Annotated in this window: 13 protein-coding genes; 7 read left to right on the forward strand and 6 right to left on the reverse strand. The window is 73.7% G+C overall.

Going from position 1 to position 16,211, the window contains the following annotated elements; translation table 11 throughout:
* Positions 1-23 precede the first annotated feature (23 nt).
* Entirely contained in the window at positions 24-1,694 is a 1,671-nt protein-coding gene (locus ACIQ6Y_RS04410; protein WP_404032727.1) for an AMP-binding protein, read from the reverse strand.
* A gap of 358 nt (positions 1,695-2,052) precedes the next feature.
* Between ACIQ6Y_RS04410 and ACIQ6Y_RS04415 the strand changes: the two genes are divergently transcribed.
* The 3 genes from ACIQ6Y_RS04415 (at position 2,053) to ACIQ6Y_RS04425 (ending at position 6,978) form a co-directional block, all read left to right on the forward strand.
* On the forward strand, positions 2,053-2,901 hold the full coding sequence (locus ACIQ6Y_RS04415; protein WP_404033697.1) for a LuxR C-terminal-related transcriptional regulator: 849 nt from the start codon (positions 2,053-2,055) through the stop codon (positions 2,899-2,901).
* 283 nt (positions 2,902-3,184) lie between these two features.
* Positions 3,185-5,998 carry an AAA family ATPase gene (locus tag ACIQ6Y_RS04420; RefSeq protein WP_404032729.1) on the forward strand — a complete coding sequence of 938 codons (2,814 nt, stop codon included), beginning with the start codon at positions 3,185-3,187 and terminating at the stop codon, positions 5,996-5,998.
* 188 nt (positions 5,999-6,186) lie between these two features.
* Entirely contained in the window at positions 6,187-6,978 is a 792-nt protein-coding gene (locus tag ACIQ6Y_RS04425; RefSeq protein ID WP_404032732.1) for a S1 family peptidase, read from the forward strand.
* 93 nt (positions 6,979-7,071) lie between these two features.
* Here the strand turns inward: ACIQ6Y_RS04425 and ACIQ6Y_RS04430 are convergent, their stop codons facing one another.
* On the reverse strand, positions 7,072-8,175 hold the full coding sequence (locus ACIQ6Y_RS04430) for a winged helix DNA-binding domain-containing protein (RefSeq protein WP_404032735.1): 1,104 nt from the start codon (positions 8,173-8,175) through the stop codon (positions 7,072-7,074).
* 86 nt (positions 8,176-8,261) lie between these two features.
* On the opposite strand from ACIQ6Y_RS04430, the gene ACIQ6Y_RS04435 reads away from it, so the two are divergent.
* Positions 8,262-9,404: a magnesium and cobalt transport protein CorA gene (locus ACIQ6Y_RS04435; RefSeq protein ID WP_404032738.1), complete on the forward strand. Its 1,143-nt coding sequence runs from the start codon at positions 8,262-8,264 to the stop codon at positions 9,402-9,404.
* A gap of 99 nt (positions 9,405-9,503) precedes the next feature.
* On the opposite strand, the gene ACIQ6Y_RS04440 is transcribed toward ACIQ6Y_RS04435, so the two are convergent.
* Entirely contained in the window at positions 9,504-10,274 is a 771-nt protein-coding gene (locus ACIQ6Y_RS04440; RefSeq protein ID WP_404032740.1) for an SDR family oxidoreductase, read from the reverse strand.
* 180 nt (positions 10,275-10,454) lie between these two features.
* Positions 10,455-11,306, reverse strand: a complete 852-nt coding sequence (locus ACIQ6Y_RS04445) for a LysR family transcriptional regulator (RefSeq protein WP_404032743.1) — start codon at positions 11,304-11,306, stop codon at positions 10,455-10,457.
* Between the two features lie 245 nt (positions 11,307-11,551).
* On the opposite strand from ACIQ6Y_RS04445, the gene ACIQ6Y_RS04450 reads away from it, so the two are divergent.
* Positions 11,552-12,364, forward strand: coding sequence for an EamA family transporter (locus ACIQ6Y_RS04450; RefSeq protein ID WP_404033699.1), 813 nt, complete (start codon positions 11,552-11,554; stop codon positions 12,362-12,364).
* A gap of 58 nt (positions 12,365-12,422) precedes the next feature.
* Positions 12,423-13,223 (forward strand): polysaccharide deacetylase family protein, encoded by an 801-nt coding sequence (locus tag ACIQ6Y_RS04455; protein ID WP_404032745.1) that lies wholly within the window; start codon positions 12,423-12,425, stop codon positions 13,221-13,223.
* 4 nt (positions 13,224-13,227) lie between these two features.
* Here the strand turns inward: ACIQ6Y_RS04455 and ACIQ6Y_RS04460 are convergent, their stop codons facing one another.
* Positions 13,228-14,445: a cytochrome P450 gene (locus ACIQ6Y_RS04460; protein WP_404032748.1), complete on the reverse strand. Its 1,218-nt coding sequence runs from the start codon at positions 14,443-14,445 to the stop codon at positions 13,228-13,230.
* Between the two features lie 164 nt (positions 14,446-14,609).
* On the opposite strand from ACIQ6Y_RS04460, the gene ACIQ6Y_RS04465 reads away from it, so the two are divergent.
* Complete coding sequence (locus ACIQ6Y_RS04465) at positions 14,610-15,050, forward strand: SRPBCC family protein (RefSeq protein WP_404032750.1); 441 nt, start codon at positions 14,610-14,612, stop codon at positions 15,048-15,050.
* 7 nt (positions 15,051-15,057) lie between these two features.
* Here the strand turns inward: ACIQ6Y_RS04465 and ACIQ6Y_RS04470 are convergent, their stop codons facing one another.
* The gene (locus ACIQ6Y_RS04470; protein ID WP_404032753.1) at positions 15,058-16,209 is read right to left on the reverse strand and encodes an XdhC family protein; all 1,152 of its coding nucleotides are present in this window, start codon (positions 16,207-16,209) and stop codon (positions 15,058-15,060) included.
* Positions 16,210-16,211 lie beyond the last annotated feature (2 nt).

The following is a 16,211-nucleotide window of genomic DNA, read 5'->3' on the forward strand; positions in this document are numbered from 1 at the left end:
CGGGGTCGCCGGGGTCGACGGGTTCACCGGAAGTCCTCCTCGCGGTACTCGGCGTCCGACCCGGCCGCGGTGGCCTCGCGCAGCTCGACGCGGCGGATCTTGCCGGAGACGGTCTTGGGCAGGGGCGCGAACTCCAGGCGGCGGATGCGCTTGTAGGGGGCGAGGACGTCACGGGAGTGCTCGAACAGCACCTTCGCGGTGTCGGCGCCCGGCTCCCAGCCCTCCGCCAGGACGACGTACGCCTTCGGCACCGCCAGGCGCAGCTCGTCCGGGGCGGGCACGACCGCGGCCTCGGCGACGGCCGGGTGCTCCAGGAGGGCGCTCTCCAGCTCGAAGGGGGAGATCTTGTAGTCGGAGGCCTTGAAGACGTCGTCGCTGCGGCCGATGTAGGTGAGGTAGCCGTCCTCGTCGCGGGAGGCGACGTCCCCGGTGCGGTAGTAGCCGTCCGCCATGGCCTCGGCAGTGCGCTCCGGGTCGCCGTGGTAGCCGGTCATCAGGCCGACCGGGCGGGCGGACAGGTCGAGCGCGATCTCGCCCTCGGCGGCGCCGGGCGCGCCGGTGACGGGGTCGAGCAGTTCGACGCGGAAGCCGGGGCTGGGGCGGCCCATCGAGCCGGTCTTCAGGGGCTGGCCGGGGCTGTTGGAGACCTGGACGGCAGTCTCGGTCTGGCCGAAGCCGTCCCGGATGGTGACGCCCCAGGCGCGCCGGACCTGCTCGATGACCTCGGGGTTGAGCGGCTCGCCCGCGGCGACGGCCTCGCGGGGCGGGGTGGCGAGCTGGCCGAGGTCGGCCTGGATGAGCATCCGCCACACCGTCGGGGGCGCGCAGAAGGTGGTGACGCCCGCACGGTCCATCTCGGCCATCAGCCGGGCCGCGTCGAAGCGCGTGTAGTTGAAGAGGAAAACGGTCGCCTCGGCGTTCCAGGGCGCGAAGAGGTTGGACCAGGCGTGCTTGGCCCAGCCGGGCGAGGAGATGTTCAGATGCACGTCGCCGGGCTTCAGGCCGATCCAGTACATGGTGGCGAGGTGGCCGACCGGGTACGAGGTGTGGGTGTGCTCGACCAGCTTGGGGCGGGCGGTCGTACCCGAGGTGAAGTACAGCATCAGGGTGTCGTCGGCGCGGGTGGGGCCGTCGGGGGTGAAGCCGGCGGGGGCGGCGTAGGCCTCCTCGTAGGCGTGCCACTCCCCTCCGGTGCCGCCGGTCGCGATGCGGGTGTAGCCGCCGGGGACCTCGGTGAACTTCTCCGTGTCCTCGGCCCGCGCGATCACGTGCCGGACCTGCCCGCGCTCGACGCGGTCGCGCAGGTCGGCGGGGCCGAGCAGCGGGGTGGCGGGGATCACGACGGCACGCAGCTTCATCGCGGCGAGGGCGGTCTCCCACAGCTCGGCCTGGTTGCCGAGCATGACCAGGATGCGGTCGCCGCCCCGCACTCCGAGGCCGCGCAGCCAGTTCGCGACGCGGTCGGAGCGGTCGGAGAGCTCCGCGAAGGACAGCAGGGTCTCGGTGCCGTCCTCCTCGACGATGTGCAGGGCCGTGCGGTCGTTGCCGTCCGCGATCCGGTCGAACCAGTCCAGGGCCCAGTTGAACTCCTCGGGGCGCGGCCACGCGAAGCCCTCGTATGCGGTGACGTAGTCCTCACGGTGCTCCAGCAGGAAATCGCGTGCCCCGCGGAAGTCCTCGGTGGCCGTCGTCATCTGTCCTCCTCTGTGCCGGACCATTGCCGGGCGGCTCCCGGTCATCGTGTAATCCGTGATGCAGGTCTCACTACCCCCGAACGGGGGTGTGCGCCGCTGGGGCCCGTCAGACAGGCCCTGGGTTGCGGCCGGCCTGCCCCGCGATCGGGACGCGGGGCGGCGGCAGCGGCCCTTCGGGATGCGGCCGGACGGGCGAGAGGAAGTGGGCGGACACGGCCGGCGCGGCGGGAGCGGCCGGCAGGCGGAGCGGCATGGGCGAGCGGGTCCGGCACGTGGCGGGGCGGCCGGACCTGCGGCGGGAAAGGCGAGCGGGTGTGTGGGGCATGGCAGGCACGAGCGAGTGGTGGCGGCGGACGCGATGACGAGCGAGGTGGCGGGGACGGATCTGTGCGCCGCGCTGGTGCGGCTGCGGCGGGTGACGGGGCTGCCCGTGGCGTTCGGCGGGCTGGTGGAGCCGGGCCGGCCGCAGCTGCGGATCAGCGAGCTGAGCGGCACGGCGACGCCTGCGCTGCGTTCGCTGGCGGTGACCTCGGGCAACGGCCTGGGCGGGAAGGCGGTCGCGCTGTCGCGGCCGTGCGCGGTGACGGACTACTCCTCCTCGCGGCAGATCAGCCACGAGTACGACGTGCCGGTCGCCACGGAGGGCCTGCGCTCGGTGCTCGCGGTGCCCGTCGTCGTACGGCGCCGGGTGCGCGGGGTCCTCTACGGCGCCCTGCGCACGGCCCAGCCGCTGGGCGACCGCACCCTGCACGCGGCGGTGGAGGCGGCGCGGGACGTGGAGCAGTCGCTGGTGGCGGCGGAGGAGGCGAGGAACCTGCTCGCCTCGGCCCCCGCTGCTGCCACCGGCACCCGCGTGGAGGCCACGGCCACCCGCGAGCGGATGCGGGAGGCGCACGCGGCGCTGCGGGCGCTGGCCCCGCGGATCACGGACCCGGAGCTGCGGGAGGAGCTGCTGCGGGCGTGCGGGCTGCTGGCGCCGGACGGCCCCGACGGTCCGGCGGCTCCGCGCGCGGTGGACCTCGCGCCGCGGGAGGTCGATGTGCTGACCTGGGTCGCCGCGGGTGCCACCAACGCGACGGCGGCCGACCGGCTGGGCCTGCGCCCCGAGACGGTCAAGAGCTATCTGCGCTCGGCGATGCGCAAGCTGGGCGCCCGCACACGCGGCGAGGCCGTGGCGGCGGCACGCCGGGCGGGGGTACTGCCGTAGCCGGCGCGCCGGACGCGGGTGCAGCCGCCGTAGCCGGCCCGCCGGACGCGGGTGCTGCCGTAGCCGGCCCGCCGGGCGGGGGTACTTGGGTAGCCGGAACGCCGGACGCGGGTGCTGCTGCCGTGGCCGGCGGCAGAGCCGACATGATGGCCATCCATTCATATACCGGCGCCCCGAATTTCCGTATGCTCCCAAGTTGTTATTTCCCTCACCACCTCGTCACTCCGGATTTCAATGAGTCGTTGCCTAGAATTTGGCACGGCCACGACACACGGAGGGAGCGGTGACCGTGCGACGGGACTTCCAGGAGCCTGCCCGATGCCGCCCCGACCTGGTCATCGGCAGGGAGGAGCTGTTCGGCGCGGCGCGCGAGCAGCTCGCCCGGGGCGGCAGCGTGCTGCTGCAGGGGCCCGCCGGAATAGGAAAGTCGACCGTGCTGCGGGCATTGGCCGCGGAATACGGCCGCACCGCACGGACCGTGTTGCGCTGCTCGGCCACCGAGTCCGAATCGCATCTGCCCTTCCTGGCCCTCGCCGACCTGCTCGGCCTGGTGCTGCACGAGGTGTCCGACAAGCTGCCCGCCGCCCAGCGCACCGCCCTGGAGTCGGCGCTGACCGGCCGCGGCGAGTCCAGCCTCCAGCGCGACGGCCTCGCCCTGCGGCTGGCCGTGCTGTCGGTGCTGCGGGCGCTGGCCGCCGAGGGCCCTGTCCTGGTCGTGGCCGACGACCTGCAGTGGCTGGACTCCGCGAGCGCCGAGCTGCTGGGCTTCGCCGCCCGCCGCCTCGGCGACTTCCCGGTGCAGATCCTGTGCGCCGTACGCACCGAGGGGCCGGAGTACGACCGTCAGCTGCGGGCCACCCCGCCGGAGACGCTGGCGCTGCGGCTCGGCCCGCTCACCCGTGCCCAGGTGTCGGCGCTGCTCGACCAGGGCGGCTACGAGCTGCCCCGCTCCACCGTCCGGGACATCCACCGCACCAGCGGCGGCAACCCGCTGTTCGCCCTGGAGCTGGGCCGCGCCCTCGCCGAGAGCGCCACGCCGCCCCGTCCGGGCGAGCCGCTGCCGGTGCCGACCTCGCTGCGGGCGCTCGTGCTGAGCCGTCTGGAGATGCTGTCGGAGGACGCGCGCGACACCCTGCTGGTGGCCAGTGCGGGTGCCCGTCCCACGCTGGCCCTGCTGCACGCGGCCGGCCGGCAGAACGCCGAGGCGGAGACCGCCCAGGCGGCGGCGCTCGGGCTGCTGGCCACCGAGCCGGAGGGTCCCGCCGTACGGTTCGCGCATCCGCTGATCTCGGCCGCCCTGTACGCGGAGGCGCCCGCGCAGTCGCGGCGCGCCGCGCACGCCGCGCTGTCGACCGCCGCCTTCGACCCGATCGAGCGGGCCCGGCATCTGGCGCTGGCCACGACCGGCACCGACCCGGAGGTCGCGGCGCGGCTCGGGGAGGCCGCCGCGCTGGCCCGGGACCGCGGGGCGCCGTCGGTGGCGGCCTCGCTCGGGCTGCTCGCCGCCCGGCACACCCCGGCCGGCATGGTGCCGAGCCCCGACACTCGCCGGCTCCAGGCCGCCGAGGACGCGCTGACCGCCGGCGAGGTCGACCTGGCCCGGGACATCGCCCGGGACGTGCTGACCCGGGCGACCGCCTCCAGCGACCGGGTGCGGGCCTGGATGGTGGTGATCGAGGCCGCGGGTCAGGCGCTCGGCGACGTCGACGCCGTCTTCCCGCAGGCCCTCGCGGACGCGGGCGACGACCCGCGGCTGCTGGCGCAGGTCCACTACCAGCTGGCCTGGCGCGGACTGATGGTCCTCGGTGACTTCGCCGAGGCCCGGCAGGAGGCCGAACGCGCCGCCGAGCTGGCCGCCCGGGGCGGCGACCGGCGCACCGAACTGCTCGCCCTGTCCTTCCAGGCGACCGCCGAGACCCTGATGGGCCACCCGAACGCCCCGCAGACCATCAAGCGCGCCCTGCGTGAGCCGCAGGACCCGCAGGTGGCGTGTCATCACAACGGGGCGGGGGCGGCCCGCTTCCGCTGGCTGATCATGAGCGACCAGCTCTCCGAGGCCCGGGCCACCGTCACCGCGCTGCTGCGCGAGGCACGCCGGCGCGGCAACGTGGAGAGCGAGGTGCACTTCATGCGCTCGCTCGCGGAGACCGAGCTGCGCTCCGGGCACTGCGGCCGCGCCCTGGACCTGGCCCGCGAGAGCCTGCGGCTGGCCCGGGACTGCGGGATCGGCGAGAGCGCCTCCACGATGTTCACCTCCCTCGCCGAAGCGTCGGGCGGGGACGTGGAGCAGGCGCTGGAGCTCGCCCGGGAGGCGGTGACGCACGCCGAGGAGGACGGCGACCCGGTGTATCTGTCGCTGGCCCTGGGCTCGCTGGGACATGCCCAGTTCGTGGCCCAGGACGCGGCCGGAGCGGTCGGTTCGCTGCGCCGGGTGCGGCAGCTGGAGGAGAGCCTGGGCGTGACCGACCCGGCCCGCGGCCGCTGGCAGGGCAATCTGGCCGAGGCGCTGGTGCTCGTCGGCGAGACGGCCGAGGCCCAGGAGGTGATCGACGTCACCCGCGAGCAGGCGCTGCGGCTCGGCCGGGAGAGCGTGCTCGCCGTGCTGGACCGGGCGGAGGCGCTGGTGCGGGCCGCGCGCGGCGAACGTGAGGCGGCCGTCGCACAGCTGACGTCCGTCCAGGACCGGCTCGCCAAGCTGGGCTACGGCCTGGAGGAGGCGCGGGCGGCCTTCGCGCTGGCCCGGCTGCGCACCGGGCGGCCCGGTCCGACGTCGTACGACGAGGCGGAGCGGCTGTTCCGCAGGTGCCGGGCGCTGCCCTGGCTGAAGCAGGTGGAGGCGGCCGCGACGGCGACCCCGGCGGAGCCGGCCGCACCCGCGCCCGCGCCCGCCGAGGTCGACGCGCTGGAGGGGCTCGCCTCGATGGAGCGTCAGGTCGCGGCGCTCGTCATGGAGGGCGCGACCAACCGGGAGATAGCCGGCCGGCTGTTCATCAGCGTCAAGACGGTCGAGGCGACCCTGACCCGGGTCTACCGCAAGCTCGGTATCCGCTCCCGGGTGGACATCGTCCGACTGGCCGCGGGCCGCCACGCCAAGTGAGCCCCGCGCACGACCGAGGGTTTTCCCTGCCCCAACTCCCCTAGGGGGTTCCCTCATTGGGAGGGGGCAGGGCCCGCCTCTAGCGTAAAGGCGTGCCGCTCGCCGGGCACACGGAGGCCGGTCCCGAGGCCGCCGTGCATCACCCCCCACCCCGCGCGACCCCCCACCGGCAATCCTTGAGGAGACTCATGTTCGGGTTCACCCGTGCAAGACGATCCGTCGTAGCCCTCGCGGTCGGCACCGCTGCCGCCGCCACCGCCCTCACCTGCGCCCCCACCGCCTCCGCCGCCCCCAACCCGATCGTGGGCGGCACCACGACCACCACCTCCGCCTATCCGTTCGTCATGCAGATCACCGACGCCTACCAGAACCAGTTCTGCGGCGGCACGCTGGTCTCCCCCACCAAGGTCGTCACCGCCGCGCACTGCATGGTGGGCGAGACCACCGGTTCGGTCCGCGTGGTGGGCGGCCGCACCTACCTCAACGGCACCAACGGCACGGTCGCCCGGGTCAGCAGGATCTGGGTCCACCCGAGCTACACCGACGCCACCAACGGCGAGGACGTGGCCGTCCTGACGCTGTCGACGTCGATGCCGTACACCACCGCCAAGTACGTCACCTCCTCGCAGACGGGCGTGTACGCGGCCGGCACCACCGCCCGGGTGCTCGGCTGGGGCACGACCTCGGAGAGCGGCAGCTCCTCCAACCAGCTGCGGACCGCGACCGTCCCGGTCGTGTCCGACAGCAGTTGCGGCAGCTCCTACGGCTCCGACTACGTCGCGAGCGAGATGGTCTGCGCCGGATACACCTCCGGCGGCGTGGACACCTGCCAGGGCGACAGCGGCGGTCCCCTGCTCATCGGGGGCGTCCTGGCAGGGATCACTTCCTGGGGCGAGGGCTGCGCGAGGGCCGGCTACCCGGGTGTCTACACCCGGCTGACGACCTTCTCCAGCCTCGTGACCGCACAGGTCAACTCGTGAACCCAGAAGACTCCTGAGTATCCCTCAGGTGAGTAACCAGGGGGCGTTGCGGGCCTCCACGAGCGGCCCGCAACGCCCTCTATCCATGTCCGGTCACCGGATGACGGTCCCGTACCTGATGTCGTACGACGTCCCCTTGTGCAGCGTGTCGAGCATGCGCCGCCCCTCCTGCTCGACCTCGGCGCGCCGGGCCCTGGTGAGGGTGCCGAAGGGCTGGATCACGAGGGTGTCGTCGAGGAGCTTCCACACGCCCGCGAGGAAGCCGTCGACGAGGAGCGTGCAGTGGACCGTGTTGCCCTGCCAGGTGCTGCCCCAGTGCTCGGGCGGCACCACCCGGGTGCGGTCGGCGTGGGAGAGCAGCAGGTTGTCGAACTCGGGCAGGAAGCGCGGCGGGGCGGGGGTGTCCGGGTCGGGGCGCGGGGCGTCGGGGAGGTCGAAGAGTTCGACGCCGTTGTCGTCCCGGAAGGTGAGGAGTTGCGGCCGGAGCCGTTCGAAGACGGGCCGCAGCCGGGTCAGTCCCGCCCAGGTCTGCATGTCCTTGACGGAGGCGGGCCCGAAAGCGGCGAGGTAGCGCAGGACGACGTCGTCGATGGCGGCGGCCGGTCCGGCGGGGCGGCCGAGCCAGTGCTCGGCGGTGGTGAGCGAGACCTGGCCGCTGCGGCCCCACAGTCCGCGCGGGGTGACCTGGACGAGCGGGAGTTTGCAGCGGGCTGCGACCCCGAGGGCCTGCGGGTCGGCGTCCGGCCACTCGGCGAGCAGGTGCTCGCGCAGCTGTTTCATGGTCCGCGGCTCGGCCTCGACGAACTCACGGGCGAGCGCGGCGAGCCGGTCCAGGTCGACGCCGGTGAGCCCCTTGCGGAACACGCCGATCTCCCGGTCCCGGGCGGGCTGCACGAGCGGACGCAGGGCGAGCGCGTCGGCGGCGGTGTGCGTGTGGATCGTCGAGCGCATGGTCACCATGCGGACGACGGCGCGCTCGGCCATCAGCTCCGAGAGCCGCTCGGGCACGAAGCCGTCGAGGCGGGCGGCGAGCGCGTAGTACGGCGGCCTGACGTTCTGCGCCTGCAACCCGATCAGATGCTCCACCGCCGCCGCGGCCTGCAGCGGCGCACGGCGCAGCAGCAACTGCCGGTCCAGGGTCGCGCGGTTCAGCGCGCGGGTGCCGAGCAGGGGGGCCGGGGACGTCGTCTTCGTCATGCGGGGAACGCTATCGGGGCTTGCGGACGACTTCTGTCCTCGACGGTATTCTCGCGGTGATCCGCAGCCCGACCGGAGAGGCACCGATGGCAGAGCGACGCCCACGTCCCGCCGCCAAGGGCCCGGGCAGGTACGTCCGGGGCCGTACACCGCTCGCGGCGAAGGGGCCCGTGCCGGAGCCGGAGGCCGCGGCGGAGCCCGCCGAGATCGGCAGCGTGGTGGAGGCGGCGCTGTACCGCGACGGGGTCCGGGTCTCCTCCCCCGGCACGCTGGCCGAGGCCTTCCGCGAGCTGCGCGAGCAGCCCGAGGGCATGGCCTGGATCGGCCTGGCCCGTCCGACGGAGCCCGAACTGCTCTCCATCGCCGCGGAGTTCGACCTGCACCCGCTGGCGGTGGAGGACGCGCTGGAGGCCCATCAGCGGCCGAAACTGGAGCGCTACGGCGAGACGCTCTTCGTCGTCCTGCGCGCCACTCGCTATCTCGACGCCCCCGAGGAGATCGACTTCGCCGAGCTGCACGTCTTCGTGGGCCCCGACTTCGTGATCACGGTCCGGCACGGCGCGGCCCCGGACCTGTCGGCGGTCCGCAGCCGTATGGAAGCGTCACCGGAGCTGCTGCGACTGGGCCCCGAGGCGGTGCTGTACGCCATCCTCGACGCAGTCGTCGACGGCTATGCGCCGGTCGTCGCCGGAGTCCAGAACGACATCGACGAGATCGAGACGGAGGTCTTCCGCGGCGACCCCGAAGTCTCCCGCCGCATCTACGAACTCTCCCGCGAGATGGTCGAGTTCCAGCGCGCCACCCGCCCCCTGGTCGGCATGCTGCACGGCCTGATGGCCGGCTTCTCCAAGTACGGCACGGACGACGAACTCCAGCGCTATCTCCGTGACGTCGCCGACCACGTCACCCACACCAGCGAACGCGTCGACGGCTTCCGCCAGGCCCTGACCGAGATCCTCACGGTCAACGCGACCCTGGTCACCCAGCAACAGAACGCGGAGATGCGGGCGTTGGCGGAGGCCGGCTTCGAGCAGAACGAGGAACTCAAGAAGATCTCCGCCTGGGCCGCCATCCTCTTCGCCCCGACCCTGGTCGGCACGATCTACGGCATGAACTTCGACCACATGCCGGAGCTGCACTGGATCGCGGGCTACCCGTTCGCGGTCCTGCTGATGGCGATGGTGTGCGTGAGCCTGTACGTGATCTTCAAGCGGCGCGACTGGCTGTAGAGACCTCAGGCCTGTGACATGGGCCGCTCGCCGAGATCGCGGAGATCCTGGAGCGGCCCGAGCTGAGCGGCGTACAGCAGCCTCAGGGCCTGCCCGGGATCACCAGACGAGGCCGCCGTCCACGCGGATGTTCTGGCCGGTGACCCAGCCGCCGTCGGGGCCGACCAGGAAGGCGACCATGCCGGCGATGTCGGCGGTGCTGCCGAGGGCACCCAAGGGGGTCTGCCGGGCGACCTCCGCGCGGATCTCGTCCGTGGTGGCCGAGCGCAGCATGCCCTTCTCGCCGCTGTCGGTGGGGCCGGGCGAGACGACGTTGACGGTGATGCCCTGGCCGCCCAGCTCGCGCGTGGCGATCCAGGTGAACTGTTCGAGGGCGGCCTTGCTGGCGGCGTACACGGCCTCCTGCAGGCGCGGCCAGCGGGTGGTGACCGTGGAGACGTTGACGATCCGACCGCCGTCCGTCATCCGGCTCGCGGCGTGCTGGATGGCGAAGAACGGCGCCTTGGCGTTCACGGCCATCTGCCGGTCGAAGTCCGCCTCGGCGGTCTCCCCGATCGGCGTGCGGAGGAACGTGCCGGCGTTGTTGACAAGGATGTCGAGCCGGGCGTCGAAATGCTTGTCCGCGGCGAGGAACAGCCGCTCGATCTGGTCCAGGTCGGTCAGTTCGATGCGCTCGGCCCACACCGTCCCGCCCTCGGCGGTGACTTCGGCGACGGTCTCCCGCGCGGCCGCCTCGTCGCGGCCGTAGCTGAACATCACCGCCGCGCCGTCGGCGGCCAGCCGCCGCACGATGGCCCGGCCGATCCCCCGGGACCCACCGGTCACGATCGCGCTCTTGCCGGCCAGTGGTTTCGTCCGCTCAGTGGTCATCGCTTGCCGTTCCTCTCGGGGTTCTCGGCGCCGGAAATGCCGATTAGGACACGCCCGGAAGGTGGCGACAAGGACGGTCCGACTACTTTGTGAAGTCGCCCTGGACGGCGATCAAGGGGCCGGGCAAACAACCGGAAAACAAGAGGAAACGCATCGGCCGGCACTGTCCGTCGCCCGCGATCAGCCCCGGTACAGCTCGGTGAGGAGTTCGATGGCCGCCCGGGTCGCGGGATGCGGGTCGTCGCGCCACCAGGCGAGACGGACGGCTACCGGGGCGGCGTCGCGGACCGGGCGGTAGACCACGCCCGGGCGCCGGTACTGGTGCGCGGTGGACTCGGCGGTCATGCCGACGCGGCGGCCGCCGGCGATGACGGTGAGCCAGTCGTCCACGTCATGGATGTCCTCGGTCTCCGGGCGGGACTCCGGCGGCCACAGCTCGGGCGTGGTCGTGCCCGTACGGCGGTCGACGAGGAGGGTGCGGCCGCTGAGGTCGGCGAGCCGGACCGAGCGGCGCCGGGCCAGCGGGTCGTCGGCGGCCAGGGCGCACAGCCGGCGCTCCAGGCCGACGATCGCGCTGTCGAAGCGGCGGTCGTCCACCGGGCGGCGCACCACCGCGAGGTCGCTGCTGCCCTCGGCGAGCCCGGCGGTGGCGGAGTTGACCCGGACCAGCTGGAGTTCCGTCGCCGGGTGCGCGGCGCCCCAGCGGCGCTGGAAGGCGAGGGTGTGCCGGCCGAGCGCGGCCCAGGCGTACCCGACCCGCAGCCGCTGCGAGCCCTCGGTCGCCTCACGGACCAGGTCGTCCACCTCGGCCAGCACCCGCCGGGCGTGGGCCAGGACGCGCAGCCCCGTGCCGGTGGGCGTCACCGAGCGGGAGGTGCGCCGCAGCAGCCGGGCGCCGAGGGTGTCCTCCAGCGCGGCGAGGGTGCGGGAGACGGCCGCCTGCGAGACGCCGAGGGCGTGGGCGGCGTCGGTGAAGGTGCCTTCGTCGGCGATCGCGACGAGGCAGCGCAGATGACGCAGCTCCACATCCATGACGCCAGCGTATAGATCGGCCGGTCCTTGCATTTTGTGCATCCCCGGGCGGACCGCACCCTCTGAGCATGTCAACGGCCCCCGAACGTCCCGCGGCCCCGGCCGCAGCGGCATCCGCATCCGCCGCCCCAGATCCGGCCCGCCCGGCAGACCCGGCAGACCTGGCAGGCCTGGCGGACCCGGCAGCCCCGGCAGCCCCGTCCGCCGCCCTCGCGCCCCGCGTGCGCCTCCTCGGTGTCGCCACCATGCTCGGCAGCGGCCTGTCCAACCAGACCGGTGCGGCGCTCGGCGCGCTCGCGTTCCCGGTCATCGGGCCCGTCGGCGTGGTGGCGGTGCGTCAGTACGTCGCCGCAGCCGTGCTGTCGGCCGTCGCGCGGCCGGGGCTGCGGTCGCTGACCGGCCGGCAGTGGCGGCCGGTGCTGCTGCTCGCGCTGGTCTTCGGGACGATGAACCTGTCGCTGTACACCGCGGTGGACCGGGTCGGTCTGGGGCTCGCGGTGACGCTGGAGTTCGTCGGGCCGCTCGCCCTGGCACTGGCCGGGGCGCGCCGCCGCCTGGACGCCTGCTGTGCGCTCGTCGCCGCGGCGGGGGTGGTCACGCTGATGCGGCCCCGGCCGTCGGCGGACTTCCTCGGCATGGGCCTGGGCCTGCTGGCGGCCGCGTGCTGGGCGTCGTACATCCTGCTGAACCGCACGATCGGGGAGCGCATACCGGGTGCCCGGGGTGCGGCGGCCGCGGCCGTGGTGTCGGCGGGGCTTTTTCTGCCGGTCGGGGTGGCCGTCGCGGTCGTGCGTCCGCCGACGGTGGGGGCGCTCGGGTACGCCGTGGCGGCGGGGGTGCTGTCGTCGGCGGTGCCGTATCTCGCGGATCTGGTCACGCTGCGGCGGGTGCCGGCCCAGGCCTTCGGGCTGTTCATGAGCGTCAATCCGGTGCTGGCCGCGCTGGTCGGGCTGGTCGTCCTCGAACAGCGGCTCGGGGTGGCCGAGTGGGCGGGCATCGGGGCGGTGGTGGGGGCCAACGCGGCCAGCGCAGCCGGCGTGGCGATCCGGAAGAAGTGAGAAAGCCCAGGCAGAAGCGCTATGCACCGCGTATATACTCGCCGTGTATAGTCCCCGCATGCCTTCTCTGACCAAGGAGCTTCCGACCCGGAAGACGACGAAAACGGGGGCCGGGTTCCGTGCCGCCGCCCTCGGTGCGGTGGCCGCCTGTGTGACGCTCGCGCTGACAGGGTGCACCCGCCTGGAGACCACCGCGCCGAGTTCCGTACGCGCGGAGGCCGCCGCCGGCGCGCCCGCGCGGTTCGGGACCGTGGACTGCCGCAAGGCCAAGTGCATCGCGCTGACCTTCGACGCCGGGCCCAGCGAGAACTCCCCGCGACTGCTGGACATCCTCGAGCGGGAGCGGGTCCCGGCGACCTTCTTCCTGCTGGGCAAGCGGCACATCGACACCTATCCCGAGCTGGTGCGGCGGATGGCCGACGAGGGGCACGAGATAGCCAGCCACACCTGGGGCCACAAGATCCTCACCGATCTGCGGCCCGACGAGATACGCGAGGAACTCAAGCGCCCCAACGAGGAGATACGGCGCCTGACCGGGCGCACTCCCACCCTGATGCGCCCGCCGCAGGGCCGCACCGACGACACCGTCCACGAGATCTGCCGCGAGCTGGGCATGGCGGAGGTGCTGTGGAGCGTGACGGCCAAGGACTACAAGACGAACGACCCGGCGCTCATCCGGCAGCGCGTCCTGGACCAGGCCTCCCGGGACGGCATCATCCTGCTGCACGACCTCTACGACGGGACCGTGCCGGCCGTGCCCGGCATCATCAAGGCGCTCAAGGAGCGCGGCTACGTCTTCGTGACGGTCCCCCAACTCCTGGCCCCCGGCAAGGCGGAGCCGGGGAAGGTGTACCGCTAGCGGTTCACCACGTCAGGTGCAGCTCCTGCGGCGAGCGCAGCACCATCGGCAGCATGGTGACCGGACGGTCCCCGGCCAGGCGCAGGCTCGGCAGCCGGGAGGTCAGCTCGCGCAGCGTCGCCTGGACCTGTTCGCGCGCGAGCCCCTTGCCGACACAGGCGTGGGCGCCGACGCCGAAGGAGAGATGCCGGCCCGGGGCGCGGGTGATGTCGAACTCGTCGGGGCGCGCATGGGCCGCGGCGTCCCGGTTGGCGGCGCCGAAGGAGACGAACACATCGGCCCCGGCCGGGAGTTCGGTGCCGGACAGGTTCACCGGGCAGGTGGTGACCCGGCGGAAGCCCTGCAGCGCGGTGTCGTAGCGAGCCGCCTCCTCCACGGCCGCCGGGACGCGGTCCGGCTCCTTGCACAGCAGCTCCCACTGGGCGGGGTGGCGCAGCAGGTGCAGCACCGTGGTGCCGATCAGGCCGGTCGTGGTCAGGTGCCCGGCGAGCAGCAGGTTCACCAGGTGCGAGACGGTCTCGTGGCGCTGGTCGAGGGTGAGTTCGGCCGTGCCCTCGCCGGCCACGTCGACGACGATGTCGGTGCACAGGTCCTCGCGCGGCCGGGCCCGGCGGTCGCGGGCGTAGCCGTCGAGGAGGTGCTGCATCCGGACCACGGCCTCGGCGGCGGCGACCTGCTCCTCCTCGGGCAGCGGGAGGAAGACCAGCTCCAGGAACCGCTGCCCGCCCTCCACGACGGCCGGCACGTCGGCGGGGTCCAGGCCGACGACCCGGCCGATGACCTCGCCGGGCAGCCGGCGGGCGTACGCCGACATCAGCTCCACGGACCCCTGCCCGGCGAACTCGCCGACGAGCGCGGCGGCGCGCTCGGCGATGTACGGCGCGACGGCGGCGACCCGCGCCGGGGACAGTCCGCGCACGAGCGGCTCGCGCAGCCGCCGGTGCAGGTCACCGTCGGAGACGACGACATGGGGCCGGTCGGGGAAGCCGCCGGCGAGGACGGCGAGCGCGGCGGGCGAGGGCAGCACGTCGGGCTTGAGCGCGTTGGCGGAGGAGAACGCCTCTGGCCGGCCCAGCACCTCGCGCACATCGGCGTCCCGGGCCACCAGCCAGGCGTCCAGCTCGTCGACCCGGACGAGTCCGTCGGTCTGCCGGGCACGCTCGTAGTGCGGGTACGGGTCGCGGTGCATCTCGCCGAGTCTGTCGAGCAGTTCGCGGTCCATGAGCGTCCTCCGGCCGGTGCGGGGGGTCGATTCGGGATCACAGTGCCGTACGACTCACCGTTGCGGAAGAGTCACCGTACGACCGCGAAACGGAACAAAGCCCTCCACCGGGACGCGGCGCGGAGGGCCGACCGTCGCCGGTCCGGGGGTCCTAGGATCGCCGCGTGGTCACCTTCCTCCTCCGGCGTACGGTCCCGCTCCCCCTCGACGAGGCGTGGCGGCGGATCACCGAGTGGTCCCGGCACGGCGACGTGGTGCCGCTGACCCGCGTCACCGTGGAGCCGGGTCCGCCCACCCGGGAGGGCACGGTCGTCGTGGCCCGCTCCGGCCTCGGACCGCTCGCCTTCGACGACCGGATGGAGGTCACCGTGTGGCGGCCTCCTGCGGACGGCTCGCCGGGGCGGTGCCGGCTGGAGAAGCGCGGCCGGGTGGTGCTGGGCTGGGCCGAGCTGGAGGTGCTGCCGGAGCCCGGCGGGCGTACGCGCGTGCTGTGGCGGGAGGAGCTGGGCGTGCGGTTCCTGCCGGGCGCCTTCGACCCGCTTGTGGGGGCGGCGGCGCGGGCGGTGTTCGGCCGCGCGATGAACGCGCTGCTCAGAAGGTCCTGACCGGGCGTCAGGCCACCGAGCCGATGGTCCCCGTCGGCGCCGAGGACCCGTCGTGGTGGATCGGCGTGTGCGCCCCGGTCAGCGAGACCCCGCTGCCGCCGCGCCGGGCCGCGACGATCTCCGCGCCGATGGACAGGGCGGTCTCCTCGGGCGTACGGGCGCCCAGGTCGAGGCCGATCGGGGAGCGCAGGCGGGCCAGTTCGAGCTCGGTGACGCCGACCTCGCGCAGGCGTTCGTTGCGGTCGAGGTGGGTGCGGCGCGAGCCCATGGCGCCGACGTACGCCGCCGGCAGCCGCAGCGCGAGCTTCAGCAGGGGCACGTCGAACTTGGCGTCGTGGGTGAGGACGCACAAGGCGGTCCGGCCGTCGACCTGTGTGCTCTCCAGGTACCGGTGGGGCCACTCGACGACGATCTCGTCGGCGTCGGGGAAGCGGGCGCGAGTGGCGAAGACGGGCCGGGCGTCGCACACCGTGACGTGGTAGCCGAGGAACTTGCCGACGCGGACCAGCGCGGCGGCGAAGTCGATCGCGCCGAAGACGATCATGCGGGGGGCGGGGACACTGGACTCGATCAGCAGCGTGAGCGGTGCTCCGCAGCGAGAGCCCTGCTCTCCGATCTCCAGGGTGCCGGTGCGGCCGGCGTCGAGGAAGGCGCCCGCCTCGGCCGCGACCGTGCGGTCCAGCTCGGGATGACTGCCGAAGCCGCCGTCCCAGGAGCCGTCGGGACGGACCAGCAGGGCCCGGCCCGTGAGGTCCGCGGGCCCGGACACGATCCGCGCCACCGCCGCCGCCTCCCCTTGGGCGGCGGCGGTGAGCGCGGTCGCCACCACCGGCCGGACGGCGTCCCTCGTCCGGACCGGGGTGACCAGGATGTCGATGACGCCGCCGCAGGTCAGGCCCACGGCGAAGGCGTCGTCGTCGCTGTAGCCGAAGCGCTCCAGGACGGACTCGCCGTCCTGGAGGGCCTGTCGGCACAGCTCGTACACCGCGCCCTCCACACAACCGCCGGACACCGAGCCGATCACCGTACCGTCGGCGTCCACCGCGAGGGCGGCGCCGGGCTGACGGGGGGCGCTGCCGCCGACCGCCACCACGGTGGCGACGGCGAAGTCACGGCCCTGCTCGACCCACCGGTTCAGGTCCTCGGCGATGTCCAGCATGT

Source organism: Streptomyces sp. NPDC096205, assembly GCF_044763135.1.
Classification (GTDB): domain Bacteria; phylum Actinomycetota; class Actinomycetes; order Streptomycetales; family Streptomycetaceae; genus Streptomyces.